General features: G+C 54.8%; 23 protein-coding genes. 8 read left to right on the top strand and 15 right to left on the bottom strand.

The window, feature by feature from the left end:
• Nucleotides 1-22 precede the first annotated feature (22 nt).
• The 6 genes from BLV48_RS11845 to BLV48_RS11820 form a co-directional block, all read right to left on the bottom strand.
• Nucleotides 23-1,129 (bottom strand): hypothetical protein, encoded by a 1,107-nt coding sequence (locus BLV48_RS11845; protein ID WP_091826996.1) that lies wholly within the window; start codon nucleotides 1,127-1,129, stop codon nucleotides 23-25.
• Nucleotides 1,123-1,920 carry an ABC transporter ATP-binding protein gene (locus BLV48_RS11840; RefSeq protein WP_091826995.1) on the bottom strand — a complete coding sequence of 266 codons (798 nt, stop codon included), beginning with the start codon at nucleotides 1,918-1,920 and terminating at the stop codon, nucleotides 1,123-1,125. The genes BLV48_RS11845 and BLV48_RS11840 overlap by 7 nt, the downstream gene beginning before the upstream one ends.
• Nucleotides 1,917-2,984, bottom strand: coding sequence for a FecCD family ABC transporter permease (locus BLV48_RS11835; protein WP_091826994.1), 1,068 nt, complete (start codon nucleotides 2,982-2,984; stop codon nucleotides 1,917-1,919). The genes BLV48_RS11840 and BLV48_RS11835 overlap by 4 nt, the downstream gene beginning before the upstream one ends.
• Nucleotides 2,981-4,141, bottom strand: coding sequence for an ABC transporter substrate-binding protein (locus tag BLV48_RS11830; RefSeq protein WP_139253913.1), 1,161 nt, complete (start codon nucleotides 4,139-4,141; stop codon nucleotides 2,981-2,983). The genes BLV48_RS11835 and BLV48_RS11830 overlap by 4 nt, the downstream gene beginning before the upstream one ends.
• A 3-nt stretch (nucleotides 4,142-4,144) precedes the next feature.
• Nucleotides 4,145-6,349, bottom strand: coding sequence for a TonB-dependent siderophore receptor (locus tag BLV48_RS11825; protein ID WP_217633005.1), 2,205 nt, complete (start codon nucleotides 6,347-6,349; stop codon nucleotides 4,145-4,147).
• Nucleotides 6,350-6,663: 314 nt separating this feature from the next.
• Nucleotides 6,664-7,725, bottom strand: a complete 1,062-nt coding sequence (locus BLV48_RS11820) for a GlxA family transcriptional regulator (protein WP_091826993.1) — start codon at nucleotides 7,723-7,725, stop codon at nucleotides 6,664-6,666.
• 197 nt (nucleotides 7,726-7,922) lie between these two features.
• On the opposite strand from BLV48_RS11820, the gene BLV48_RS11815 reads away from it, so the two are divergent.
• Nucleotides 7,923-8,609, top strand: coding sequence for a M24 family metallopeptidase (locus BLV48_RS11815; RefSeq protein WP_091826992.1), 687 nt, complete (start codon nucleotides 7,923-7,925; stop codon nucleotides 8,607-8,609).
• A gap of 151 nt (nucleotides 8,610-8,760) precedes the next feature.
• Here the strand turns inward: BLV48_RS11815 and fabV are convergent, their stop codons facing one another.
• Both fabV and BLV48_RS11805 read right to left on the bottom strand, forming a co-directional pair.
• On the bottom strand, nucleotides 8,761-9,957 hold the full coding sequence (gene fabV / locus BLV48_RS11810; protein ID WP_091826991.1) for an enoyl-ACP reductase FabV: 1,197 nt from the start codon (nucleotides 9,955-9,957) through the stop codon (nucleotides 8,761-8,763).
• A 100-nt stretch (nucleotides 9,958-10,057) separates the two neighbouring features.
• Complete coding sequence (locus BLV48_RS11805; RefSeq protein ID WP_175527657.1) at nucleotides 10,058-10,711, bottom strand: TetR/AcrR family transcriptional regulator; 654 nt, start codon at nucleotides 10,709-10,711, stop codon at nucleotides 10,058-10,060.
• A 205-nt stretch (nucleotides 10,712-10,916) separates the two neighbouring features.
• Here BLV48_RS11805 and BLV48_RS11800 point away from each other — a divergent pair, with 205 nt between their 5' ends.
• A complete protein-coding gene (locus tag BLV48_RS11800; protein ID WP_091826989.1) occupies nucleotides 10,917-12,119 on the top strand; it encodes a multidrug effflux MFS transporter in 1,203 nt (400 codons plus the stop codon).
• A gap of 1 nt (nucleotide 12,120) precedes the next feature.
• On the opposite strand, the gene BLV48_RS11795 is transcribed toward BLV48_RS11800, so the two are convergent.
• Together BLV48_RS11795 and BLV48_RS11790 are read right to left on the bottom strand one after the other, a co-directional pair.
• Complete coding sequence (locus BLV48_RS11795; protein ID WP_091826988.1) at nucleotides 12,121-13,329, bottom strand: YbfB/YjiJ family MFS transporter; 1,209 nt, start codon at nucleotides 13,327-13,329, stop codon at nucleotides 12,121-12,123.
• Nucleotides 13,330-13,423: 94 nt separating this feature from the next.
• Nucleotides 13,424-15,202, bottom strand: coding sequence for an acyl-CoA dehydrogenase C-terminal domain-containing protein (locus BLV48_RS11790; protein ID WP_091826987.1), 1,779 nt, complete (start codon nucleotides 15,200-15,202; stop codon nucleotides 13,424-13,426).
• A 203-nt stretch (nucleotides 15,203-15,405) separates the two neighbouring features.
• On the opposite strand from BLV48_RS11790, the gene BLV48_RS11785 reads away from it, so the two are divergent.
• Nucleotides 15,406-15,837 carry a MaoC family dehydratase gene (locus BLV48_RS11785; protein WP_091826986.1) on the top strand — a complete coding sequence of 144 codons (432 nt, stop codon included), beginning with the start codon at nucleotides 15,406-15,408 and terminating at the stop codon, nucleotides 15,835-15,837.
• Nucleotides 15,838-15,874: 37 nt separating this feature from the next.
• Here the strand turns inward: BLV48_RS11785 and BLV48_RS11780 are convergent, their stop codons facing one another.
• Together BLV48_RS11780 and BLV48_RS11775 are read right to left on the bottom strand one after the other, a co-directional pair.
• Nucleotides 15,875-16,234, bottom strand: a complete 360-nt coding sequence (locus tag BLV48_RS11780; protein ID WP_091826985.1) for a hypothetical protein — start codon at nucleotides 16,232-16,234, stop codon at nucleotides 15,875-15,877.
• A gap of 136 nt (nucleotides 16,235-16,370) precedes the next feature.
• On the bottom strand, nucleotides 16,371-18,008 hold the full coding sequence (locus BLV48_RS11775; protein ID WP_091826984.1) for an acyl-CoA synthetase: 1,638 nt from the start codon (nucleotides 18,006-18,008) through the stop codon (nucleotides 16,371-16,373).
• Nucleotides 18,009-18,163: 155 nt separating this feature from the next.
• Here BLV48_RS11775 and BLV48_RS11770 point away from each other — a divergent pair, with 155 nt between their 5' ends.
• Together BLV48_RS11770 and BLV48_RS11765 are read left to right on the top strand one after the other, a co-directional pair.
• Complete coding sequence (locus BLV48_RS11770; RefSeq protein WP_091826983.1) at nucleotides 18,164-19,681, top strand: PAS domain-containing sensor histidine kinase; 1,518 nt, start codon at nucleotides 18,164-18,166, stop codon at nucleotides 19,679-19,681.
• Nucleotides 19,678-20,286, top strand: a complete 609-nt coding sequence (locus BLV48_RS11765; protein WP_091826982.1) for a response regulator transcription factor — start codon at nucleotides 19,678-19,680, stop codon at nucleotides 20,284-20,286. The genes BLV48_RS11770 and BLV48_RS11765 overlap by 4 nt, the downstream gene beginning before the upstream one ends.
• Before the next feature lie 3 nt (nucleotides 20,287-20,289).
• Here the strand turns inward: BLV48_RS11765 and BLV48_RS11760 are convergent, their stop codons facing one another.
• Genes BLV48_RS11760 through BLV48_RS11750 form a run of 3 tightly spaced genes read right to left on the bottom strand, consistent with a single transcriptional unit; the run spans nucleotide 20,290 to nucleotide 23,178 of the window.
• Complete coding sequence (locus BLV48_RS11760; RefSeq protein ID WP_175527655.1) at nucleotides 20,290-21,093, bottom strand: alpha/beta fold hydrolase; 804 nt, start codon at nucleotides 21,091-21,093, stop codon at nucleotides 20,290-20,292.
• Nucleotides 21,090-21,509 carry a PaaI family thioesterase gene (locus BLV48_RS11755; RefSeq protein ID WP_091826981.1) on the bottom strand — a complete coding sequence of 140 codons (420 nt, stop codon included), beginning with the start codon at nucleotides 21,507-21,509 and terminating at the stop codon, nucleotides 21,090-21,092. The genes BLV48_RS11760 and BLV48_RS11755 overlap by 4 nt, the downstream gene beginning before the upstream one ends.
• Before the next feature lie 22 nt (nucleotides 21,510-21,531).
• Nucleotides 21,532-23,178 (bottom strand): AMP-binding protein, encoded by a 1,647-nt coding sequence (locus tag BLV48_RS11750; protein WP_091826980.1) that lies wholly within the window; start codon nucleotides 23,176-23,178, stop codon nucleotides 21,532-21,534.
• A 265-nt stretch (nucleotides 23,179-23,443) separates the two neighbouring features.
• Between BLV48_RS11750 and BLV48_RS11745 the strand changes: the two genes are divergently transcribed.
• The 3 genes from BLV48_RS11745 to BLV48_RS11735 all read left to right on the top strand — a co-directional run bounded on the left by BLV48_RS11745 (nucleotide 23,444) and on the right by BLV48_RS11735 (nucleotide 25,560).
• A complete protein-coding gene (locus BLV48_RS11745) occupies nucleotides 23,444-24,790 on the top strand; it encodes a methyl-accepting chemotaxis protein (protein ID WP_091826979.1) in 1,347 nt (448 codons plus the stop codon).
• Nucleotides 24,766-24,999: a hypothetical protein gene (locus tag BLV48_RS11740; protein WP_139253912.1), complete on the top strand. Its 234-nt coding sequence runs from the start codon at nucleotides 24,766-24,768 to the stop codon at nucleotides 24,997-24,999. Before BLV48_RS11745 ends, BLV48_RS11740 begins: the two co-directional genes overlap by 25 nt.
• An 84-nt stretch (nucleotides 25,000-25,083) precedes the next feature.
• On the top strand, nucleotides 25,084-25,560 hold the full coding sequence (locus BLV48_RS11735) for a 2-thiouracil desulfurase family protein (RefSeq protein WP_091826977.1): 477 nt from the start codon (nucleotides 25,084-25,086) through the stop codon (nucleotides 25,558-25,560).
• Nucleotides 25,561-25,620 lie beyond the last annotated feature (60 nt).

The raw sequence follows: 25,620 nt of genomic DNA, 5'->3' as shown, positions 1-25,620 counted from the left end.
AGCCGGTAAAAAAGAGTTTCAACTACCGCAGGCTGATAAAGGCCGGGCGTGCACCCACTGTACTGCTGGCATGCGTTCGTGGATGACTAAGGCAGAGTGCATCCAATCCCCCGTCGTATCCGGAATACCATGCGCCACCACTCATGAATATTCGTTCGCCGTAGTTGCGCAGATACACTTGCGCGCTACCTGTTTGCGTAGCCACGGGCATCAAACCCAAGGCATGCAGGCGCGAAGGGACCCTGATATCCGCTTCAGCACCAACACATTTGAACGGAGCATCCATCAGCCCCGGATGGTTGGTATCGTCCGCTATCGGTCCGCTACGATGGAACACTCGTGTGCGCAAGATAGGCGTGCCGGCGTTTCCCTCTGTGCAATGAACCGAGGCATCGAATTTAGCACTGTCGTGACTGCAGGAAGACACTGCTTCGCCATTGCTCAGGCGCAACGCCGTCCAAGCATCGGAGGTCCGAGACAAATCAGCATGCACTGCATCATTGTCTGGAATGATCTGTATTTCCCCATCGACCAACCGCAAACCCGCTTGCCACTCCCAGAGGTTTCCGCACAGATCCGCAATTCCCCAACGCGTGTGGTCATGTCGCCAGCTCAGCGGCCCGCTGCCCGTCAGCGTCGCCGGATTACCTTGCGTATCTCCCAATTGACCACCATCCACACGGCAGCCATGTTCGCTTGCCATTGTGATGGAGCGGCCGGCATCGGTATTCCCCTGGACGAGAACCCCCTGCTGCTGACACCACAACATCAGTGCGGCGCGTTCGGCATTGGTGCTCAGATGCCAGCCTGGCCCACAGGAGCGGGCGGCATGGCTGGCGCACTCAAAGTTCATGGCGGCGCCTGGCGCTACGCCAGGCAGGCTGAGCAATTCACCAGCTCTGATCACGCCTGGATAGCTTCCGTAAAAGAACTCCTTGCACACCCTGCCACTGACAATAAACGCACAATGAGGGTCGCAGCCACCTACCCCGAGACTGTCGTTCGTCATCAGCGGAACCACATTCATATAGCTTGGTTGCCCTTTCGTCGTATAAAGGACCGTCTGACGTCCTTCGGACGCCCGCTCTACCTGATCGCGCAAGGCGTTGCGCATAATGATTGTCACCATGTGGCATCGCTCCCGGCGCACAATGAGTTATCGACAATGACTTGCGTATAGCCCCGTGAACAGCGTTCAACCCGAGCTTCGACACCGTAGACTTGAGCCAACAACGCAGGCGTCACCACCTCTGACGCCGGGCCCCACGCCTGCACAGCACCGTTGTGCAAGACGACAATATCATCGGCAAAACGCAGGGCATGGTTGATGTCGTGAATCGCCATGATCACACACATGGATTGCTCCCGCGCCAGTTGTCTGATCAGGTCGAGAACATCAAATTGGTTCTTTAGGTCCAGGGCGCTCGTTGGCTCGTCCAACAAGAGAACGGATGGTTCGCGAATCAAAGCCTGTGCGATGGAAACCAACTGACGCTGCCCACCGCTGAGTCTCGCCAGCGCCCGCCCTGCGAGTGCGTCGATCTTTAGCAGTTGGAGCATTTTGGTCACCGCGTCCAGCTCATCGCTATCCACGGACCATCCACTGCCCTGCTTACTTGCCAGCAACACCGCTTCGAATACGCGCAAGGAGGATCGCATCGAAATATCCTGGGGAACATGAGCCGGCCGATTGCGATGATAGGCAGGCCAGATCTCTACCGGCTCTCCGGCAATTTCGACCCGGCCCGGTCCCGTAATTTCACCCGCCATCCGGCGCAGCAAGGTCGATTTTCCGGCGGCATTGGAACCGAGAAGGGCCGTAACACGACCGGCCATCAATGGCCCGAAACTGAGCTCCCGAAGCACCACGCGAGCATCGAAAGAGATGGACACAGCTGAGACATTCATCGACGCGGTCATGGCTGCCTCGTCCGTAAAATCAGAGTGAAAAACAGTGGCACACCGACCAATGAGGTGACGATACCAATGGGCAATGTCTGCCCAGCCACCAACGTCTTGCTCAATACCGAAGCGGCTGACAGCATGAGCGCCCCACACAGCGCGGATGTGGGCAGCAGGAAGCGCTGGTCTTCACCCACCAGCATGCGGGCGATATGAGGCGCTACGAGACCGACGAATCCAATCGTTCCAACGAATGCTACGCAAACCGAGGCCAGCAGGCTGCCCAGCAAAATTCCTCGAAGTCGCAATCGACCCACGGGAACACCTAGACTCGTGGCGCGTGCCTCTCCGAGCCGCAACGCCGTCAGCGCCCAGGCTTGGCGCGCAAACATCAGTGTGACGACCAGCAACACGGTGCTCATGATCGCCAATTTGAGCCAGCTTGCACGAGAAAGACTGCCCATCGTCCAGAACACCACGGCAGAAAGCGCCTGGTCCGGTGCGATGTATTGCAATGCCTCCAGCAAAGCGGTGAATGTGAAAACCAGTGTTGTGCCAAGCAGCACGATCATCTCAGTGGTTATACCGCGCTTTTGGCTCAACCGGTGGATGAACAACGCCGCGACCATCGAAACCAGAAAAGCATTGGCTGGAATGGCAAAAGCCACAGCCGATGCAGGCAAAACACTGACGCCCAGGATCAAGCCAAGCGCGGCTCCAAAACTTGCAGCGGCAGACAGCCCCAATGTGAAGGGGCTGGCAAGGGGATTTCCCAGTACAGTTTGCATTTCCACACCTGCAACGGCCAAGCTAGCCCCTACCACAAGTGCGGTCAGCGCCACCGGCAATCGGATTTCCCACAGAATGACCTGGATAGGAAGGGCGGTATCAGAATCCCATAGTGCCGACAGCACATCATACGAACTATAATGTGCCGGCCCGATGGAAAGATCGGCGATGAAGCAGACGATAGCCAGCCCCCCGATGGCGATGAGCAATAGCAATCGTCGCGTGGCAAGACTAGAGTAGAGATGTCGACCCTGTTCGAGCGCAACGGCGTTATCAGTAGCTGACTTGATCATGTAGAGGCTCCGTCCAAGCTCAACCAGTAGCCCGGTTGATAAGGAACAGGAAGAAAGCGAGCATGCAGTTCGCGGAAGGTGGCGTCAGGGTCTAACGACGCAAAGAGCTCCGGGTGCAGCCACTTGGCGACACGCTGTAGTGCGATAAAGTAGTAAGGGTTGTCATAGAACGGGTGCCAGATTGCATACACCCTACTCTGCTTCACAGCTCGCAATGACCGGAAAGCAGACCTGCTGATCAATCTGCGCAGGCGGGATTGTCCTTCCGCCAGATCGGCACCGGGGCCAAGGTTAACCCAGTTGCCCGCTGGTGAATAAAGCGACCAATTGGCCCCCGTTACCAGAACCACATCGGGATCTGACTCGATGACCTGTTCGGGATGTAACGTGCCGAAAGTGCCGTGCAGGAAACGTGTCCCAAGGTTCATACCACCAGCCACCGCGACCAGTTCGCCGAAATTTCCATCGCCATAGCTCAGGCAGCAATCGTCATACAGCCCCGCTGCCCGCTCGATCATGACACTGGGCCTGGATTGAACGTGCTTCAGCGGCAATGTCACTCGCTCGATCTGTGTTTGCCGAAATTGCAAAAACGCATCGGCGCGCTCTTGCTGGCCCAGCAATTCGCCGACGATCTGAATACTGCGCTCGGTATTGCCGAACATGCTGGTGCGAAAATCAACGAACACCACCGCAATGCCCGCCTGGGTCAAGTGATTCATCAGCCCGGATGATTCAGCGGCCGCACGGGAGCTGAGATTGAGGATAACGACGTCAGGTGCCAGTGCAATCGCCAGCTCGGCGTCAATGGCTCCGACAGCCGATCCGCGAAATGTCGGTATCTGCCCAATTTCGGGAAAGCGCCGACGATAGGCTTCGTACCCGCCAAGGTCGGCCGAACGAAAGTTATCACCCCAGCCAACGACATTAGCGAAGGGTTTACCCGGTTGCAGCAGCGCTATGACGTAAGCCAACGGTCCGTCGCCCAGGATGATCCTCCGTGCAGGTAGCGGCAACACTACATGACGTCCGACAATGTCGATGAGAGAAGTAACACGGTTGGTTGAAGCGAAAGCAGGATGTCCCACAAGCAAAGCCCCGCCCGCTAACGCCGAGCCACGCAGAAACGCGCGGCGACTCTTCTTTATAACGCGCATATATCACCACCAATAGGACAAGGTTGCCGTTACCGAACGATCCTGCCCAATGAAGCAGTACATATCGGAGGTGCAACTCGCTACGTATTTATTGTTGCCAAGATTACTGGCATTCACCGACATCACAGCGCCATTCAATGAGGGAGACAACAAGCCCAGATCGTAGCTTGCGGCCAAGTCCACCAGGATTTCCGCTGGCACCTTGAAGGTATTGGCCGGATTACCCCATGTAGATCCGAGGTAGCGCACGCCCATCCCTAACTGCATACCGTTCAGGGGGCCAGAGGGCAGTCGATAATCCAGCCATGCCGACGCGCTGTGGCGTGGCGTTTGTGTCAGACTCTTGCCCTCATAGGTGGCATCCCTGACCAGGGTGTTATCCAGATAAACATAGTTAGCCAGTAGATTCAGGCCATAGTTGATCTCGGTGGCTGCTTGCACCTCAAAACCACGAGAACGTACTTTGCCCGATTGGGTCCAGAATCCCAGATGCCGGGTGTCGGACGTTTTCACGTTAGTCTGGTCAAGCTGGAATACAGAGGCGCTTAGTAAGGTAGCGGATCCAGATGGCTGATATTTAATGCCCAGTTCGCTCTGACTGGCTTCCGTTGGTACGAACGCGCTGCCATGGAAATCATTACCCAGCACGGGATCGAAGGACGTTGCATAGCTGATGTAGGGCGCTATGCCATTATCAAAAATATAATTCAAGCCTGCCCGTCCGCTCCATTTCTTTTCACTCTGCTGTGTCTTGGTCCACTCGGTTGAATAGCTTCGCGACTCGTCATCAAGTTTGGACCAGTCGTGACGAACGCTAAGTGTCAATCGCCATTGATCGTAAGAAATCTGATCTTGAAGATAGATACCCAAACGGTTGAAATCCTGGCGTACGTTGTAGGGCCAATTGGTCATACTGTCAGTGAAATCGGGATCGGCACGAGGACGATAATTCGTGGAGTCGAAAGGATTGAACGCAACGGGATCCATCCGATAAGAGTCGTTGTTAATACTTCCCCGCGCATAGTCGACGCCCGCAAGTACATAGTGAGACGTCGGCCCTAAATCAAACTTTCCAGACAGGTTATTGTCGGCCTGGAAAGTATGGGAACGGGATGGAGCCAAACCATAAGTCCCTTCCAGCCATAAATTCCCGTCCCTGTTCTGAAAACCATATATTGACGTGCGCTGAATATCCGAGTTGATGTACATGTAGCGAAGGTTGCTGCTCAGCGTCCATCCATTGTCAAAAGTGTGTTCGAACAACGAGCTTATCGAATCTTGTTTTCGGGATGAGCCTTGAAAATCCATATCGGAATAATTCCGCCGGCGATCAACCTGGGGAAAACGACTTCCATTCAAACCCAGCGCCACCGCCGGCAAACTGTTGTAGTCAGGTATGTCAGGTTCCCGGGAATGCGTTGCTAACAGAGTCCATGACGTGTTTACGTCAGGACGCCAAGTCAAGGCGGGTGCCAGATATACTCGTTTGTGGCGTACGTCTTCCACTTGGCCTTGCGAGTCAAGCCCGGTGCCCGTAAATCTGTACAGCAGTGTGCCTTCATCATTGAGGGCACCTGTGCTGTCGAAACCAATCTCCCGGCGATCGAAGCTCCCTCCTTGAATGAATATTTCATGGGATGAATCCCGCTGGGGCCGGCGGCTGATCTGATTCACGACACCGCCACCTGTGCCCTGTCCATATAAGAATGAAGATGGGCCGCGCAAAACTTCGATTCGTTCAAGTGTGTACGGATCTACTTGGGTAGACCATGTGGATGCGTTGCTGATAACCCGTAGTCCATCAAGATAGTAGTCAGCGTCTATGCCGCGAATGCGTGTGATATCCAGCTGGCCACCAAACCCACCAAAGCGCTCACTGTTTGCCCCGGCTGTGTACCGCAATGCCTGGCTAGAACTGGACGGCCGTTGCACTTCGATCTGCTGCCGCGTAACAACGGAAACCGACTGAGGAGTTTCAAGAATGGACGTTTGAGTTTTTGTACCAATACCAGCTTCTTCCGCAACGTAGTCCCTAGGTCGCTCAGAGGTCACTGTTATGACCTCCATAAGTTCTACGTGCGATGTGTCTTCGGCATAAACTGGCACGGCGTTGGCAACGGCCAGCCCTGCGAAGGCTACTACACAAGAGAGAGATAATCTCGGCTGGAATTGGCTCGAAAGTATTTCAGCATTTGAATGATGCGTCATACATGAAGTCCTTCTAATACATAGCATTGCGGGAGGTATTCTCAAACATCATAACTATCGACCGACCGACGGTCAATATAAATGAGAATTGTTTGTATTAGAAGCCAAATTTACGCTGTGTACGACCCGCTCTACCGCATCGACTACGAAATAAACAGCCTGTGCTGCCGGACACTACATTACCGTGTATCGTTACGACAAGCTGCTATCCCTGATGCTGCTCAATAACCGTCTTTCAGGGAAGTACGCTGATCCAATGCCAAATCTACCATGCTGAAATGCCCGCACGTGGGCATGGCACACTTCCTCATCGCTCAGACATTCCCTGTCCGGCCCTCAGATGCAACATTCTCTTTTTCCAGCTCTTTGATAGTGCGCGATAGCGGCGACTGCTCGATATCCGCATGAGTTGCATCCAGCATTCCGAAGCTCTGTCTGTATTGTTGAGGCGATACACCTAAACAACGCCAGAATACGTCGCGCATGTGCTGTCCATCGCGAAATCCGCAGTCAACGGCAATGGTCTTAAGGGGTTTGCTTTTTTGTTCCAAGAGGCTACGTGCAGCATCCACTCTGGCGAGCTCGACGAACTCCGCAGGCGTTACCCTAGTTTCCCGTGAAAATACGCGAGTAAAGTTCCGTGGGCTCATACTAGCCACCCGTGCGAGAGTCTGGACTCTAAGATCTCCGTTAAGATTGGCTAAAACATGTTGCTGAACTGCTCCCATAGGTGAGTTTGTATCGAGAAATGGCATTAGATAAGGACTGAACTGTGACTGCCCTCCAGCTCTTTGGGTAAAAACAATCAGTCTTTTTGCTGTATTGAGGGAGATATCCTGCCCCTGGTCAATGGCTACCAGGAAGAGCGCAAGGTCAATGCCCGCAGTGACTCCAGCACTGGTGTACAGTTTCTTATCACACACATAGAGGCGATCCGGCTGAACATTCACATCCGGGCACAGCTCTGCAAGCGCCTGAGCATCATTCCAATGAGTGGTCACCGTTTTTCCAGCCAGCAAACCTGCTCTAGCAAGAATAAATGTTCCGTTGCAAATGGACCCAAATCGTGTAGCCCGACTCGCCGCTTGGCGTAACCAGTTATTAAAGTCCGCCGACAATTCCTGATTCGGAACCAAGGGCCCACCCGCTACCAACAGAAGATCAAACACCTCGTTTGCTTCGGAGTAATGCCTATGAGGTTGCAACAGCGCGCCATTGGAGCAGCGAATGGATGACGGCTCAATACCAATAACCGTCGATTGGTAATGCGAGCTCGGCGGAAGAAATCTGTTTGCCTCAGCAAAAACATCAAGCGGCCCAAATATGTCCAGCGCTTGTGCGCTCGGTGGAACGACGATGCCTACGTGATGAATCATGGTTAACAGTTCCGTCTCAACGATATGGGTTCTTCTTTCTCTAGGATAGAGCGAATCCTACCTTATCCGACGAAATCCGAAGATCTTGGCACAGATCACGCGCACATTGTCCTGAATCACGCTCATTCATCGCTGGGCGTATCTAGGCCAAACGCGAATAATGAATGCTCACCTACTGAACCAACAAGGAGACTTCTATGAGCTCATTCACCACACACGCTGCAGAATGTGTAGGACCCACTTTCTCAGTAGATGGCATGCTATTGGCACGTCAGAAAACTCGGCAAGCCATTACAAACATCGCAAACCGGATTACGCCTGGAATGTTGGAGGAAGACGCTGTTGCGATGGCAAAACAAGTGCAAGTCGATGCGGGCATGGCGCTAAGCTGGCATCCGACACGCGTCCGTTTTGGCCGAAACACGATCAAACCGATGAAAATCAAATCAGAACCCGGAGTTATCCTTCAGAACAATGATATATTTTTCATTGATATTGCGCCTCGTGTAAATACTTGGGAAGGCGACGGGGGGGCAAGTTTCGTAGTTGGTGAAAACGCCGATTATCTTCGTTGCACAAAGGATGCGGAGAGCCTTTTTCACGATGTCCGTAAAATCTGGAGTACTCAGCACTTAACCGGACAAGCACTTTATGAGTATGCAGAATTAACTGCGAAAAAAATGGGGTGGGAGCTCAATTTTGATCTGCCCGGGCATAGGATTTCGGATTTTCCGCATGCTACAAAATATTCAGGATCATTAGCTGATCTAGAAATCACTCCATCGGCGATGCGTTGGATTTTGGAAATACATCTACGAGATCCGCAGCAGCGTTTCGGTGCCTTTTACGAAGATATGCTCCTTGACGACAAGGACTATACTTAAAAAGGCCTTTATCAAGGCACTATACCAACTTCGTCCCGTTTCACATCCCGGACTTTCATTCGCCCAAGATCGGGGGGATCTTATGGTGAAATACCCCCGTTACGATCACACGTAACGGGGGGCAATGTCCTCTCGCAGATACCTTTACAGGTTAGATATCGTCTACATCAAACTGAACATCGGGATTCACGTCTGAATCGTAGTCTATGCCATCAATACCAAAACCAAACAGCTTCAGGAATTCATCCTTGTACAGCTGATAGTCGGTCACATCAAACAGGTTCTCGGAGGTGACCTGCGGCCAAAGATCACGGCACGCCTGCTGCACGTCTTCACGCAGCTCCCAATCATCCATGCGGAAACGGTTGCCTTCATCAATCTGGGCAGTGTCACCGTACAGGCCGGTATTGAACAGGCGATGCACCTGCTCCATGCAGCCTTCATGCACACCCTGCTCACGCATCACTTTGAACACCATGGACAGATAAAGCGGCATGACCGGGATTGCAGAACTGGCCTGAGTAACCACCGACTTCAACACAGCCACGTTGGCCTGCCCCTGATGCGCCGAAGAAAGCTGGCTGTTCAGTTCGGTAGCGGCGCGGTCCAGATCCTGCTTGGCTTTGCCAAGGGCGCCGTGCCAGTAAATCGGCCAGGTAATATCGGTGCCGATGTAACTGTAGGCAACGGTCTTGCAGCCTTCGGCCAACACACCGGCCTCTTCCAGAGCTTTAATCCAGAGCTCCCAGTCTTCGCCGCCCATCACCTTGACGGTGTTATCGACTTCTTCCTGGGTAGCCGGCTCAATCTCGGCCTCGGTAATCACGTCCTTGTTGGTGTCGATGGCGGTCGAGCGGTAAGGCTCACCGATTGGCTTCAGCGCAGAGCGAATCACCTCACCGGTATCCGGCAATTTACGCACCGGTGACGCCAGCGAGTACACCACCAGATCAATCTGACCCAGATCCTGTTTAATCAGGTCGATCACTTTCTGTTTGGCTTCGTGTGAGAAGGCATCACCGTTGAGGCTCTTGGCATAGAGTCCGGCTTCCTTGGCCAGCTTGTCGAAAGCGGCTGCGTTATACCAGCCGGCCGTGCCAGTCTTGCGTTCGCTGCCCGGCTTTTCAAAAAACACCCCGATGGTCGCGGCATCACTGCCAAAGGCCGCTGCGATGCGAGATGACAGGCCGTAGCCACTGGAAGAGCCGATGATCAGCGCACGCTTGGGGCCGCTCTCAATCTTGCCCTGTGCCTGAGTGTATGCGATCTGTTCACGTACATTGGCCTCACAGCCGACAGGATGGGTAGTAGTGCAGATAAAGCCACGGATTTTCGGTTTGATAATCATATGCGGATTCAGTGTCCATCTGTGTTCGGGTACAAATTGCGCCTAAGATACCCTATTCGAGGTTTTGGCAACAGCATCAGGGCGGGCCTGTGCGAAAGGATCAGCGCGGAGTGGTGCCGCGCAGAAATATATCCACTGCCTGCTCTACAGCTGCATCGAGTTCGCCATCGGTTATCGTCATGCCCAGCATCGCTCTCAACTGGAACTGGCCCTTCACCATGTCTACAAACTGAAAGGCCGCCAGTTCCGGATTATTAATCTGCAGCACACCCTGCTCAACCTGAACACGCAGGTAGCCGGCGAGCTTCTCGTTGATACGCTTGGGGCCCTGGGCATAGAAAAGCTGCTGTATCTGCTCTCGCTCGCTACTGCAGTCGGTGGTGATCAGACGGTATAGGCCGACAGCCTCAGGTGAGAGAACACGCTCCAGCAGCAGTCGCGCATAACGCTTGAGTGCCTGTTCGGGAGTTTCCTGCCGTTTGATTGAGCATTCAAATGCCTGAAAGGCAGCAAACACCTGGTTTGAAGTCTGTTCCATCATCGCTTCAAACAACCCCAGTTTGCTGCCAAACAGCCTGTAGAGCGTACTCAACGAACCACCGGCCCGACACATGATGTCGTTGATGCTGGCATTGTCGTAGCCCTGCTCCAGAAACACTTCCCGAGCGGCGTCGAGAATGCGCTTCTGTCGCTCCAGCCCTTTTGGGGTCAGCCCGCACGCCGTTGTTTTTTCATCCTGCTGCATTTTGTTCATGGCAAATTCTGCGTCTGAATGTGGGGCCATTATATCAGGCCTGCTGCCCTGTCAGCACGACCGAGCGCAATGGACAGGTCAATATTATGTAATGTATATTACACTACACTTTCCGAGTACACACGGATTGCTTTCCTTGCACGGTTTCACATCTCACTAAGACCCATGTGCAAACACGCCGCTATTGCAGTTATGAGGACCTTCAATGACACCCAAGACCACCCATATTCCGGGTTTGATATTGATGCTTGCTGGACTGACTGCGCTCGCCCCGCTGTCAACGGATGCCTATCTGCCCGCCATTCCTGCGATTGCAAGTGATCTTGGCGTCATTGTTCATGATATCGAACTAACCGTCGGTCTTTTCCTGGCAGGATTTGCCGTTGGTCAACTCTTCGGCGGCCCCTACTCTGACCGTTTCGGCAGGCGCACAGCGGTCTTTACCGGCCTGAGTATTTTTATGCTGGGCGCCTTCTGGGCCATGCTGGCAGATTCCGCGCATGCACTCTGGCTGGCCAGGATTCTTCAGGGCTTTGGAGGCGGCATCAGCGTGGTCAACTCAATGGCAATCATTCGGGATCGCCATTCCGGCCGCGAAAGCGCTCAGGCGATGAGCCGCATGGCCAGCATCATCATGGCGGCACCATTGCTGGCGCCCGTGATAGGGGCGCTGATTCTCAAGATCAGCGACTGGCGCAGTATTTTCATGTTTTTGTTTGGTTATGGACTGATTCTCTCCGTGGCACTGTTCATGCGCCTGCCTGAAACATTGGCACCCCGCGAAGGCCCATTGTCAAACCCGTTGCGCAACTATCTGAGTGTGCTGCAAAACCGAAATGCACTGGGCTACCTGTGTTCGGTTGCGGCCAGTTACGCTGGCATGTTTGCCTTCATCACGGCCTCACCCGGGATGTATATCGGCTACTACGGCATATCACCCAGCGTGTATCCAATTCTGTTTGGAGCGAATATTGTCACTCTGCTGCTGTGTAATCGCATCAATATTCGCTTGCTGCACCGCTTTAGCCCTCAGCAGTTGCTGCAAGGTGCACAAAAGGTTCAACTGTTGGCAGCGACCGCTCTGTTGCTGGGGTATCTGTTGACACCCGCCCCCGTCTGGATGGTGTTGGTCCTGGTGATGCTCTTTATCGGCATGCAGGGATTTGTGATGTCGAATGCGATGGCGGGTACCAGTGAGTTTTTCCCCCACACGGCTGCAACCGCTACGGCTCTGATCGGCGCCTGCGGTTTCGCGACCGGCGCGGTTGGCGGGATTCTGACCGGGTTGCTGGGGGACGGCACTCCCCTACCCATGGTGTCCATCATGTTTGCCGGCGCCGTCAGCGGCTTTGTGCTCGGCCGTTGGCTGCTGCCGCGACAGTCCGCCTGCGACAGTACAAGCGCCTGAATCAGCCACGGACCAATCTGTTACTCTGATCCAACTCAGCGGCAGTACGATCGGTGAAACGCAACAGCAGTATCAGCACGGCACCCAGTGTTACGAACCCACCGGCCAACCAAAGGCCGGTGTTGTAATCCCCGCTCTGCGCGGCCAGCATACCGGTCAGCGCCGGAGCGATAATCTGGGCTGCGCCGTAGGACAGGGTCATCTTGCCCATTAACTTGGCTGGCTTCGATGGGTATAACCGGCCCGCCATGGTCAATACCAGGCTGACACAACCGATGAAGGTTCCTCCATAAAGCACTGCGCTCAGCAAAATAGCAGCCAGACTCTCACTCAGAGCCGGTATGACAATGCCCACAACCTGAATCAGGTAGGCCAGCAACAGCGCCCCCAGATAGCCCATTCGGCGCGCAATCAGGTCCCACACCATTACGGCAGGGGCCGCAGCCAGTCCCACCACCAGAAATACCAGCTGCCCCATGCCGGCCAGTGCGGGCTCTCGCTCAACAATGGTGACGATAAAGGTCGCACTGATCACATAACCGTAACCGGCACAGAAGTAGGCCATCATCATCAGCCACATGAAGCGTTTACCCGGCGGCTGATCCAGCATTGATGGGCCACTGCCGCCCAGGCCAAGGGGTTCAGGTCTTGGCATCCAGTGCCAGGCCGGAGCAGCCAGCACTACCCCAAGCACTGCAAACCAGAGCCACTGTTCATTCCATCCCAGAGACAGCCTGAGCATGATCTCCACTACTATGGCAGCGAACATGATACCCAGGCCAATACCGGCAAAGTGAATACCCAGCTCGCTGCGATGGTTATTGCGAATCAGCCAGTTCAGAATCAGGCCGGATGCGATCAGCATGGAGCCGGCACTGCTGAGACCGGAAAGAAAACGCAGCAAGGACCAGAGCAGCATGTTTTCTGTCAATGCCATGGCTGCCGTAGTCACAACGGCCATGACAAGGCCAATGCGGTAAAGTCTGTCCTTGAGCTGAAGGTCGCTCAATGAAGCCGCAATCAAGGCACCGCACATGTAGCCGGCGTAGTTGATGGCAGCCATCCAGCCACCTTCGGCATCGCCGATCCAGGTCTGCTCCTGCATCACGGGCAACAGTGGGGTATAGGAGAATCGGGCAATCCCGATACAGAGGATCTGACTGAAAATTCCGGCAAACAGAACCTTCAGACGTTGGGCCTGATGCGACATCGTGGTTCCTTATCGTTATATCCACAAGTGTCAGATTGTGCCCTGCAGCAAGAGGCAGATCCAGCCGGATCTGCCTCTTGCTGCAGGATGAAATTTATTCCCAGGCGCTGGCGAACAACTCCTCAGACAGTGCCATGATGGAACGACTGCCGTCAGCCACCATGTCGGCATGCCCTTTCCAGCGTGGCAGCACCTGTGCCATGTAGAAACGGACACTCTCCAGTTTTGCCTGCAGATAGGGGTCGTCTTCACCTTCAGCCATCAGGCGAACCACAGCGTTCCCTTGACGCAGAAGCTGCCAACCACCGCAGACGTAGCCTGCCAGCATCATGAAGTTGTACGCCACGGCACCGGCCCACTGCTCGTCATCCACCGAACCCTTGAGCAGTTGTTCACGGGCACGATCAAGCCCCGCGATCGCTTCTTCAAGCTGTTTTGCCTGAGGTGTCAGAGACGGGTCACATGCGGCCACGCTACTGCGCATCTCCTGTACCAGTGCTGACAGTGCCTCGCCCTTGTCCATCAAGGTTTTTCGACCCACCAAGTCCAGTGCCTGGATACCGTTGGTTCCCTCATAGATCGGCAGGATACGGGCATCGCGGAAGTGCTGTGCGGCGCCGGTCTCTTCCACATATCCCATCCCACCATGTACCTGTACACCCAGCGAGGTCACCTCCTGAGCCACTTCGGTACACCAGCCTTTGACGATGGGCGTGAGCAGAGCGGCACGAGCCTTTTCAAGCTCCTTCTGCTCTTCGGTATCCGCCTTGAGCGCGAAATCAAGACTGCCGCAGGCATCGTAGGCAATGGCTCGACCAGCTTCGGTCAGGGTCTTCATGGTCAGGAGCATGCGTCGCACATCAGCATGCCGAATGATCGGGCCAGGTTCTTTCGTCCCGACAGCCGGTCCCTGTATGCGCTCAAATGCATACTGCAATGCCTGTTGGTAGGCGCGCTCCGAGATGGAAACACCCTGCAACCCCACGCTCAAACGCGCGTTGTTCATCATGGTAAACATGCAGGCCAGACCTCGGTTCGGCTCACCAACCAGATAGCCAACGGCATTATCAAAACCCATGACACAAGTCGGCGAGGCATGAATGCCCAACTTGTGCTCGAGAGACAGAGGGCCAGCCGTATTCAGTTCCCCGAGGGAGCCATCTTCATTGACCAGATACTTGGGCACCAAAAACAGCGAAATACCGCGCACGCCAGCGGGAGCATCAGGCAATCGCGCCAGCACCAGGTGGATGATGTTTTCAGCCATCTGGTGGTCGCCCCAAGTGATGAAAATTTTCTCCCCGCTGACGCGATAGTGATCACCCTCGGGTTCCGCCTTGGCACGAACAACCGACAGGTCAGAGCCCGCATTGGACTCGGTCAGGTTCATGGTACCTGTCCATTCACCGCTAACCAGTTTGGGCAGGTACTTTTCCTTGAGTTCATCACTGCCGTTCAGGTCCAGACACTCAACCGCCCCCTGACTCAGCATCGGACACAGGCCCCACGCCATGTTGGCAGAGTGCCACATTTCCATCACCGGAATAGACAGAAGAAACGGCAAGCCCTGACCGCCGTATTCCGGGTCAAACTGGAGTGATCCCCAGCCCCCCTCGGCATATTGCTGATAGGCCTCCTTGAACGATTCCGGGCAGACGACACTTCCATCCTTCAGCTGCACACCCTGTTGGTCTCCTTCCCAGTTACTCGGAGCCACAACATCCCGTGCCACACGAGCAGCCTCATCCAGAATTGCATCGACCATATCGGCCGATGCATCTTCAAAGCCCGGTTTCTGCGCCAGCTCAGGCATACGCGCAACATGGTCAAGCGTCAGCTTCATATCTTTCAGTGGTGCGTTGTAATCAGCCATTGGATACCTTCTCGTTAATCGTTTGAAGCAGCCATACCGGTTTGTGCCTCACAGGCAGTGGCACCGGTCCTTATAAGGGAATACACTTATTCTAGCATGTAGCACGGGTTTGATAAGCAGGAAAACTTTCATATGGTCCTTTTATACTATCAAGCCGGGTTTACAATCAGCCTCACTCCAAAAGCCAACAAGAGAATCATGAGATGCAGGAATTGCACGGTTACTATCTGGAAGACCTCGAAGTGGGTATGAGCGCCTCCTATGCCAAGACCATCACCGATGCGGATGTGATTTTGTTTGCCGGTATTTCCGGTGATAACAACCCGATTCACATCAATGATGAATACGCTAAAACCACACCGTTCAAGCAGCGTATCGTACACGGCATGTTCAGTGCAGCACTGATCTCCACCGTAGCAGGCACACGACTGCCAGGGCCAGGGGCGATCTACGTGGATCAACAGTTGAAGTTTAAGGCGCCGGTCCATATCGGTGACACGGCGCGTGCGAGCCTGACTGTAACCGAAATTGATGAACGTCGTCGTCGTGTCAAGTGCAGAACTGACGTGCATGTAGGCGAAACACTGGTTGCCACGGGCGAAGGCACCTTCATGGTCGATCGCCGGGAAAGCTGAAAACATGAGGGCGCTTGATCAGAGTCAGGCGCCCTTATTAAACAGTGAAACGGTAGGTTTGCTCGGTTTCATAGTCATACAGATTGATCAGACGGCCGTGCACTTGGCCATTAAATGCGGTTTCGGTTGCGAGGTCATAACCGAGTATCTTGCTTCCGACCAATTTCAAATGCACATGAGCCTTCGCCTCGTAGTCATAAAAATTCATCGAATGGCTGCTCATGCCCTTGAAATGGTGCTCCGAGTGGCAATCAAACCCATCAACACGCCCATGGCGCATTAGGGCGCGAATGCGATAAACAGTCCCCTCATCCAAGTCAGTCACCTTGAGTACTTGGGTATTGAGAGTGGCGGCGGCAACGGTTGCCGCAACCTTAGCTCGGGTTCTTTCCTTCATTTGGCACTCCCAAAATCCCTTTTCTAATCGCCATATTGGACCTTACCGAGCACGGCGGGTTCAGGGAAGGGCCAACATTATCAGAAAAGCCGCCAAAAGGCGGCTTCAATCTGCTACAGCTTTTTGATCCTGCTCATTATTTTTGATTTGCTTGTGAACGCAAAACAAACTTCTGGATCTTGCCGGTTGAGGTTTTTGGCAGTTCGCAGAACACCACGCGTTTGGGTGCCTTGAAGTGCGCCATATTGTCACGGCAGAACTGAATGAGTTCTGCTTCAGAAAGCTCACCAGCATTTGCTTTAAGAGTGACGAAGGCACAGGGAATTTCACCCCATTTCTCGTCTTGCTGCGCCACGACAGCCGCCTCCATCACTGCAGGATGACGGTAGAGTACATCCTCGATCTCAATGCTGGAGATGTTTTCCCCGCCCGAAATGATAATGTCCTTGGAGCGATCCTTGATCTCGACATAGCCGTCGGCATGCCAGACAGCCAGGTCCCCGGAGTGGAACCAGCCACCTTCGAACGCCTTATCAGTGGTTGTCGGATTTTTCAGATAGCCTTTCATCACCAGGTTGCCGCGCATGAAAATTTCGCCGATGGTTTCACCATCCTGCGGCACAGGCTCAAGGGTATCGGGGTTGGCGACCATTAACCCTTCAAGCATCGGTGCCTTCACGCCCTGACGGGATTTCAATCGGGCACGTTCGTTAACCGTTTTTTCATCCCACTCATCATGCCAGGCACATACCACACAGGGGCCATAGGTTTCGGTCAAACCGTACACATGAGTCACACTGAAACCCATGTTTTCCATACCTTCGATAACCGAGGCAGGCGGCGCTGCACCTGCCGTCATCACTTTCACCTGATGCTCAATACCGGATTTGAGCTCATCAGAGGCATTGTTCAGCATGTTCAATATGATGGGGGCGCCGCAGAAGTGGTCCACCTTTTCTGTCTTGAGAAAGTGGTAGATATCATCTGCCCGTACATGACGCAGGCAGACACTGACACCGGCAGCCGCGGCAATGGACCAGGGGAAACACCAGCCATTGCAGTGAAACATCGGCAGGGTCCAGAGATAGATGGGCTGGTCGCCCATGTTCCATGACACCACGTTGCTGATCGCATTGAGGTAGGCGCCACGGTGGTGATAGACCACGCCCTTGGGGTCGCCGGTGGTACCAGAGGTATAGTTCAGCGTGATGGCATCCCACTCATCGGCGGGCAATTGCCATTCATACTCGGCGTCACCTGTGCCAATGAAAGCCTCATAATTGCATTCGCCGATCAACTCGCCACCCTCGTAGGAAGGATCATCGATATCGATCAGGATCGGATTGATGCGTGCGATTTTGATGGCTTTGGCAATGACGTCCGAGAACTCACGGTCCACGATGATCACCTTGGCTTCACCGTGCTGCAAAATGAACGCGATCGCTTCAGCATCAAGACGAACATTCAGTGCGTTCAGCACTGCGCCACACATGGGCACTCCGAAGTGAGCTTCAAACACCTCCGGTAGATTGGGTGCCATGACGGCAACCGTATCACCCTTGCTGATGCCGCGCTGGCTCAGTGCGCTAGCGAGACGGCGACAGCGGCTGTAAGTCTCGGCCCAGTTGCGGCGCACTCTATGATGCACCACAGCGGTTCGGTTTGGATAAACTGCAGCAGTGCGAGCAATGAAGCTCAGCGGGCTGAGTGTGGCGTAGTTGGCCGGGTTTTGATCCAGTCCCAGCGCGTAAGGATTATGGTTATTCATTGTCATTATAGGTTCCTCTCCACCAGTGCTTTGGGGAGCCATCCTCGGTTGATTTGATTCCATCCAGTCATCTCATGATACGTATTTTCCCTTATTACACAATAGGACCTAAAATCATAAGATTGTGTCGGCCAAAATGCGCAAAATGATAAGGTAAATGCATGCAACCACTTGAGCAGGAACTGCAGCGCTGTCTGCAGGAAGCGGACCGTTATCGTCTGCTGGCCGAACAGTCCACCGACATGATTTCGCGCCACACCCCCACGCCCGAGTGGACCTTCATCGATGTTAATCCTGCCATCGAGCGCATGCTGGGTTACCGTGCGGACGAAATCATCGGCACCTCGGGTTATGACCTGTTTCACCCGGACGATGCCGACAACCTGAAGAAACGAGCCGATTCAGTTCGCTATCGCCGCGGCATGTATACCAATGTATACCGCTTTCAGCACCGGGACGGCCACTACATCTGGCTGGAAACCACCAGTCGCACCATTCGTGATGAGCTTGGACACCCTGTCGAGATTATCTGCGTATCCCGCGATGTCACCGAGCGTGAGTTGGCACAGCAAGCGACCCGACGATTGGCGCGAGTCGTGGAAGCATCCTCGGACATGATCCTGTTCTGCAACCACCGCACGCTGCAACTCACCTACATGAATGAAACGGCCTACCGCACCTTCGGTGCCGAACGCGAAAATCTGGCGGTGTTCTACCTTAACCAGCTGTTCCCGCAGGATGTGCTGCACACACTGGTAGAGCCTGCGCTGCAACATGCTGCCCTGTACGGGACCTGGTACGGCAGCATCCCGCTTTACCCGGCAGGCAACCCCGGTCGCATCGCCGAAATTCGTGAAATCATTGCCCACCGCAACCGTGCCGAAAACATGCAGGTGGAGTACTACTCCATCATTGCCCGCGACATTACGCTCAAGCGCAAGGCGGAAGAAAAGGCAAAACGTCAGCAGCTGGAAATGGCTCACATGTCACGCCTGCTGTCGGTCGGTGAAATGGCCACCGAGCTGGCTCACGAGATCAACCAGCCGCTGGCGACCATTATCAATTACTGCAACGGCACCTTCCGCAGGCTCGAAGAAGGCCAGATCACAGAGCTGACTCAGGTTACTCGCTCCATGGAACTGATATCGGCCCAGGCCAGGCGCGCTTCCGAAATCATCAAGCGCATGCGTCGATTTGTCCGTCGCACCGAGTTCCAGCGTGTCAGCTTCCCGGTCAATGAGACCTGCATCGAGGTAACTCGATTCCTCAATCAGGAAGCGCTCGACAACAGCATCCGCTTCGACTTCGACCTCGACCCCGACAGCCCCATACTTGAAGCCGACCGCCTGCAGATCGAGCAGGTTTTGCTCAATCTGGTTCGCAACGCGATCGAAGCCTACAGCGACTCTGACATCAGCCCCAAGCCGGTTACCATTCGGACCCGAGTCGAAGGCAAACGTATTACGGTCAGCGTCATCGACCAGGGGCCAGGCATCGACCCAGCCCAGTTGGACAACCTGTTTGAGCCGTTTATCACCTCGAAGGAAAACGGGCTTGGCATGGGGCTGTCCATTTCACATACCATTATCGAAAGCCACTGTGGCCGGCTCTGGGTTGAGAGCGATGGTCAAAGTGGCACCCGGTTTCACTTTCAACTCCCGCTCAAGGGGCAGGCATGACCAACTCACAGGCAACCGTTTTTATCATCGATGACGATGCGGACTTCAGAGATTCCATGCAGTGGCTGCTGGAGTCCACCCCATACAACGTCGAGAGCTTCGCGTCGGCGCAACTCTTTCTTGACCAGTACGACGGCCGCTCCGGCTGCATGCTGCTGGATGTTCGCATGCCGGAAATCAACGGTCTGGCATTGCAGCAACTGATGCGGGAGCGTGACATTCGTCTGCCGGTCATCATCATTACCGGCCACGGTGATGTACCCATGGCCGTCAACGCCATGAAAAACGGCGCTCTCGACTTTCTTGAGAAACCATTCGATGACGAGGTGCTGCTACGCCTGGTCGACAAGGCGATGGCCGAAGCCGGCAAGCGTTTCAGCGAACAGAACGAACAGCGAGAGCTGCAGGAGCTGTATGAAACGCTGAGCCGGCGCGAGCGTGAGGTGATGGAGCTGGTGGTGACCGGTAACTCCAACCGTGAGATTGCCGAAACCCTCGGAATCAGCCCGAAAACGGTAGAAGTTCACCGCTCCCGTGTAATGAGCAAGATGAGGGCAGAAAGTCTGGCACAGCTGGTGCAGATGCACAGCCGACTGACGCTCTAGGGCTCAGACCAATCCAGCTTCAGCCAGAAAGACGCGCGTGCGATCGATCACCGCCTGAGGGTGCTCCAGGTGGGGCACATGGCCGCAGTCAGCAATGAATGCAGCTTCGGCCTGCGGGCCAATGGTCGCACAGCTGTCAGTCACCTGCTCTGGCACACCATATTCATCCCGATCGCCCTGCATGATCAGTGACGGGCAGCGGATCTCGGCCAGCTGCGGTCTCAGATTCAAGGCCTGATAACAGGACAGGCGCTGCCAGGTTTCGCACCATGCGCGGAAAATAAGATCTGTCCGATCACCATGATAGCGCGCCAGGCGCTCCGGCAGATCGGTGCCATGGTAACGTTTCACCGCTTCTTTTATTCCGGCCAGCGTCAGGTGATCCACATAGATATGAGCCGCCAGCGTAACCACTGCCTTTACCTGCTCGGGACAGCTGGCAGCACCAATCATGGCAATGGAGCCGCCATCACTGTGACCAAACAGAATCACCTGATCAAGCCCAAGCCGGTCCAATAGTTGCGGCAGCCATATTTGTCCTTCCTGCAGCAGATAATCATCCGGGCGCGGCAACGTAATGGGTGTTGAGCGGCCATACCCCCGACGCTCAAACACCAGCAGATCCAGCCCCGTCGCTTCAGCCAACTGCTGTGGAAACCGTTTCCACATGTCGATACAACCCAGCGCCTCATGCAGCAGCACAAGTACAGGCCTTCCTTTACCGGATGGCTGGCGTCCCCAACGCAGCTGCAGCTTCACACCTTCACTCAGCTCGACCTGCTCATCGTGCCATTGAATTGAACTCATGCCCCCTCCGGAATCGAGTAGGTAATGGTCGCGTGGGCCACCGGGTCATCTTCACCGGCGGAGCGGATATAAACTTCACCCACCCCCAGCCGCTTGCCCACCTTCAGCATTTCGGCACGGGCCAACAGATCCACATTGGCTTTGGGCTTGCGCAGAAAATTGATGTTGAGATTGATGGTCACAGCCAGGGCGACCGGGCCAATTCGGCTGAGCAGTGCCGCATACAACGCCACATCCGCCAATCCCATCATGGTAGGGCCTGAAACCGTACCACCGGGTCGCAAATGATCATCACCCACTGCCAGTCTCATTTCGGCCCAACCATCGCCCAAAGAATCCAACCGACCATACTGCTCCCCCTGCGGAAAATGGTCACGCAGGAACAGCTGCATCTCATCAAAATCCATGACCTGCATCGGGTCACTCCTTATCATATTCTTATTGATCAGCCTCTTCCCGCGCCTGGTTACGCAGAATAAAGCGCTGTATTTTGCCACTGGGCGTTTTCGGCAGCTCCTGCACAAACTCTATTTCACGCGGGAAGGCATGGGTCGACAGCCGATTTCGTACCAGCTCCTTGAGCTCATCGGCCAGTGTCTCATCGGGGTCGTACTGCGGCTTAATCACCACATAGGCCTTGATCACGGACCCGCGAGAACTGTCTGGCTTGCCTACCACGCCGGACTCCGCCACCGCTGGGTGTTCCAGCAAGGTACTCTCCACATCCGCCGGCCCCACACGGTAGCCAGCCGTCGTGATGATGTCATCGTCACGCCCGGTAAAGGAGTAACTGCCATCGCCGTGGCTGATCACCACATCACCGGTCAGATAGTAACGACCATGGAAAGGATCCTTCTCGCCCCAGGTGTAGCCCTGGAAGAAAAACAGCGGGGAGTGCTCAACATCAACGGCCAGCTGACCGGTTTCATCCTGCCCCACCTCTTCATACTCACCGTTGAGTGCAACCACGCGATGGCCTGCCAATGAATAGCCCATGGACCCTACCCGTACCGGGTGCTCCAAGGCATGATGGTTACAACAGGTCATCCCGGTTTCAGTCTGGCCATAATGATCCATTACCGGGCAACCCAGACGGCGCCCCACCCAACTAATCACTTCGGGATTAAGTGGCTCGCCGGCACTGCTGGCTACCCTGAGTCCCAGCTGCTCATCTTTGGCCAGGACATGATCGTTCGCCATTAACATACGATAGGCCGTTGGAGCGGCCGCGAGATTGGTGATGCCGTACTCACGGATCATGCGATAGGTGGTCTCGGGGGTGAAACCATTCTCATTGAAGTGCGTGGTCGCGCCCAACAGCAGTGGGCCGATTACCGCATAATAGAGCCCATAGGCCCAACCCGGGTCAGCAACATTCCAGTACTGATCCTCAGGTTTCAGATCAATCGCCCAGGTCATATAGACATGAAATGAAAGCAGCGCACGCGCCGGCACAGCAACCCCCTTGGACTTGCCAACCGTACCGGAGGTAAACATCTGCAGCATCGGATCGTCGGCGCTCACCAGCACAGGCTCAAATTGCTCCGACTGGGCCGCCAGGCTGCCGTGATAGTCAATATCCTGATGACTGTCTGGCCCGGCAGCTGTTACGCGCACAATGGGCGGGCAGTTTTTAACGTCATCAAGCTTGAAACGGTTCTGGTCATCGGTTACGACCAGACGGGTTGAGGCCTTGTCCAGACGGTATTCGATGGCGCCGGGGCCAAAGGCTGTAAACAGCGGCTGATATACCGCTCCTGCCTTGAGCGTGCCAAGAATCACCACCAGCAGCTCCGGCGTACGCGGTAACAGCGCGGCCACTCGGTCTCCCTTGCCAACACCCTGTTGCGACAGCAGGTTGGCAAAACGGGCCGACTCAGCCTTCAGCCTGGCAAAGCTCCAGCTTTCGGGGGGGCGCTCTACACCCTGGTAGTTCAGCGCAATTCGGTTGGGATCAGACGCCCATTTGTCGCAGATTTCGACACAGACATTGATCCCCTGGGTCAAGTCGCCCTGAAGAATCCGGGCGGCCAGCTGTTGGGCATCAAACTGGTCATAGAATGGCTTGTAAGCCTGGTTACTCATGGGTATTCCCCTCTTTTTATCTTTATTATCGGAGCCGGGAAGCAGCAGTTTCCCTTAAGGGATATCCCGAATATATAACTGCTTGTCGTTGACGTAAACCTTCCTGACCAAATTGATCAAATCATCACTATGCAACTGCATGAAGTGACCAAATGCTGCACTGAATGGCTATTTTTCGTTGCAATCAAGGGTCAAAATCGATCTTCAGGGTGGCCTGTAATTTGCAGGGTCCGTACCCCAATCGACCAGCCAACAGCGGATCAATATGGAACAGAATAATAAGACCCGGCACCAGGACAGCAACCTGATTCTCGTCACCGGCCCCGAGGGTGAAATTCGTGAAGCCAGCCATGCATTTATCGAATACAGTGGCCATGAACGCCCATCATTAACAGGGCAGATGCTGCAATCCCTGCGCCACAGTGAAATGCCCGAAGGACCGCTCAAGGATCTCTGGAGTACCGTTGGCAAAGGCAAGCCCTGGATGGGAATGCTGCAACTGGCTCGCCGTGATGGCTCCCCTCTCTGGCTCGATGCCTATGTCATCCCGGTCATAGAGCAGGGGCGCATTATCGAGTGCCAATGCATTTTCCGTATTCCGCTCAGAATCGCGACCGAACGAGCCGCCACCATCTATCGCCTGCGCCGCCGGGGCAAAATGCCGCTTGCACTGCGCTGGCCTCTGCCGGATCTGCGCGGACGGCTTTGGATGGCACAAAGTCTTTGCCTGTTGCCCATGTTACTGCTTGGGCTTTGGCAGGATATGTCCGAGCCTCTCTACTGGGCTGCAGTCGCCACTACCCTGCTGGTGCTCTTTATCAGCACAACCTGGCTATGCAAGCCGCTGCGCTCCCTGGTGCAACAGAGTCGCACACTGGTCAACCACCCCATCAAGCAGATGATCTATACCGGCACCCATGACGATATTGGTCAGCTGGGTCTGAGCCTGCAGATGCTGCAGTCTCAGCTGGACTCGGTATTGATGCGGATGCAGAACGCGTCGGGTGAGGTTCTCAGCGGAGCGCATCAAAGTATTGATGTGATGAGCCGCACCTGCAATGAAATCGAGGAGCAGCAATCTTCACTTATTCAACTGGCAACCGCCATGAATCAGATCAGCTCCACGATTCAGGAGATGACCACCAGCACCGCCAACACCGCCGATCAGACCCAGGCTGCACAGTCCAGCGCCCGCCAGGGGCAACAGGTCGTAGATGCAGCGGTCTCCGGCATCCGCAGCCTGGCTGACTCGATTGCGGACACAACCCATTCTGTAGCGGCCCTGCAGCAGCAGAGCCAAGGGATCGGCTCCATCATCAATGTGATTCGTGATATTGCCGAACAGACCAACCTTCTGGCGCTGAATGCCGCGATTGAGGCCGCACGCGCTGGTGAGAACGGCCGTGGTTTTGCCGTTGTAGCCGATGAAGTTCGCCAGCTGGCACAGCGTACCCAGCAGGCAACCGGGGAAATTCAAAAAATGATAGGCGCTTTGCAACAACAAACAGGCGCCATTGTCTCCGCCATGGATGCAAAGCGCACCCTATCGGAGCAGAGTGTTGAACAGATCGAGGGACCGGTGCTGTATTGGCAAAAATTCTTGGGGCGATAGAGCTGATCAGTGATATGGCCACTCGCATTGCCGGTGCCAGCGAAGAGCAAAGCAGTGTCGTGCGTGAGGTTAGCCAACAGATCGAGCTTATCAGTGAAGGCGCCCAACGTACGGTGGCTGACGCCGCGCTAACACTGAAACTGAACAACGATGCGGTCAGACTTGCGGAGCGACAGCGCTACCTGGTGGACTGCATCATGCAGTCCTGACTTTGGTGGTATTGGCCCTGACTGCAACAGAGCGGTAAAATACGCGCGCTAAAATAACAATAAACACGATTGTGCAGAGTATTTATGAGTAAAGTTTTGATCAGCGCCTGCCTGCTCGGGGCCAAGGTGCGCTATGACGGCCGCGACAATCTGCTTGACCACCCGATCCTCAAGCGCTGGCAACAGCAGGGAAAACTGGTAACCGTCTGCCCAGAAACCCTTGGTGGCCTGCCCACTCCCCGCCCCCCGGCTGAGACCCAGACCCGCTTTCCCATCCTGATCACAACCAGCACCGGGGACGATGTAACTCCCGAGTTTCTCAGCGGGGCCGAGAAAACGCTTGAATTGGCACACAAACATGACTGTTGCTGCGCCTTGATGAAAGCCCGCAGCCCTTCCTGCGGCAACCAGGAAATTTATGATGGCAGCTTCACGGGTACGCTCACAAATGCCCCCGGTGTGGCGGCCGATGAGCTGATTCGCAACGGCTTGCCGGTATTTAACGAACACCAGCTTGACGCTCTTATCCAGTTTGTCGAACAACACTGTCAGGCAGCCTGACACCGGAACACTTGTTAGCCTGCGCCCGGCCCCCTAAAATGGGGGCCATTTTCATTCTGA

Source organism: Marinobacterium iners DSM 11526 (assembly GCF_900107855.1).
In the GTDB taxonomy this organism is placed as follows: Bacteria; Pseudomonadota; Gammaproteobacteria; order Pseudomonadales; family Balneatricaceae; genus Marinobacterium; species Marinobacterium iners.
This window is presented reverse-complemented; position numbering and strand designations above follow the sequence as displayed.

Bases quoted from the DNA above. Each gene is read 5' to 3' on its own strand.
- BLV48_RS11790 (WP_091826987.1), bottom strand. From the start codon at position 15,202: ATGGCTGATTACAACGCACCACTGAAAGATATGAAGCTGACGCTTGAC.
- BLV48_RS11750 (WP_091826980.1), bottom strand. From the start codon at position 23,178: ATGAGTAACCAGGCTTACAAGCCATTCTATGACCAGTTTGATGCCCAA.
- BLV48_RS11840 (WP_091826995.1), bottom strand. From the start codon at position 1,920: ATGACCGCGTCGATGAATGTCTCAGCTGTGTCCATCTCTTTCGATGCT.
- BLV48_RS11760 (WP_175527655.1), bottom strand. From the start codon at position 21,093: ATGAGTTCAATTCAATGGCACGATGAGCAGGTCGAGCTGAGTGAAGGT.
- BLV48_RS11830 (WP_139253913.1), bottom strand. From the start codon at position 4,141: ATGCGCGTTATAAAGAAGAGTCGCCGCGCGTTTCTGCGTGGCTCGGCG.
- BLV48_RS11770 (WP_091826983.1), top strand. From the start codon at position 18,164: ATGCAACCACTTGAGCAGGAACTGCAGCGCTGTCTGCAGGAAGCGGAC.
- BLV48_RS11800 (WP_091826989.1), top strand. From the start codon at position 10,917: ATGACACCCAAGACCACCCATATTCCGGGTTTGATATTGATGCTTGCT.
- BLV48_RS11735 (WP_091826977.1), top strand. From the start codon at position 25,084: ATGAGTAAAGTTTTGATCAGCGCCTGCCTGCTCGGGGCCAAGGTGCGC.
- BLV48_RS11795 (WP_091826988.1), bottom strand. From the start codon at position 13,329: ATGTCGCATCAGGCCCAACGTCTGAAGGTTCTGTTTGCCGGAATTTTC.
- BLV48_RS11805 (WP_175527657.1), bottom strand. From the start codon at position 10,711: ATGAACAAAATGCAGCAGGATGAAAAAACAACGGCGTGCGGGCTGACC.
- BLV48_RS11825 (WP_217633005.1), bottom strand. From the start codon at position 6,349: ATGACGCATCATTCAAATGCTGAAATACTTTCGAGCCAATTCCAGCCG.
- BLV48_RS11815 (WP_091826992.1), top strand. From the start codon at position 7,923: ATGAGCTCATTCACCACACACGCTGCAGAATGTGTAGGACCCACTTTC.
- BLV48_RS11785 (WP_091826986.1), top strand. From the start codon at position 15,406: ATGCAGGAATTGCACGGTTACTATCTGGAAGACCTCGAAGTGGGTATG.
- fabV (WP_091826991.1), bottom strand. From the start codon at position 9,957: ATGATTATCAAACCGAAAATCCGTGGCTTTATCTGCACTACTACCCAT.
- BLV48_RS11780 (WP_091826985.1), bottom strand. From the start codon at position 16,234: ATGAAGGAAAGAACCCGAGCTAAGGTTGCGGCAACCGTTGCCGCCGCC.
- BLV48_RS11845 (WP_091826996.1), bottom strand. From the start codon at position 1,129: ATGGTGACAATCATTATGCGCAACGCCTTGCGCGATCAGGTAGAGCGG.
- BLV48_RS11765 (WP_091826982.1), top strand. From the start codon at position 19,678: ATGACCAACTCACAGGCAACCGTTTTTATCATCGATGACGATGCGGAC.
- BLV48_RS11745 (WP_091826979.1), top strand. From the start codon at position 23,444: ATGGAACAGAATAATAAGACCCGGCACCAGGACAGCAACCTGATTCTC.
- BLV48_RS11755 (WP_091826981.1), bottom strand. From the start codon at position 21,509: ATGCAGGTCATGGATTTTGATGAGATGCAGCTGTTCCTGCGTGACCAT.
- BLV48_RS11835 (WP_091826994.1), bottom strand. From the start codon at position 2,984: ATGATCAAGTCAGCTACTGATAACGCCGTTGCGCTCGAACAGGGTCGA.
- BLV48_RS11820 (WP_091826993.1), bottom strand. From the start codon at position 7,725: ATGATTCATCACGTAGGCATCGTCGTTCCACCGAGCGCACAAGCGCTG.
- BLV48_RS11775 (WP_091826984.1), bottom strand. From the start codon at position 18,008: ATGACAATGAATAACCATAATCCTTACGCGCTGGGACTGGATCAAAAC.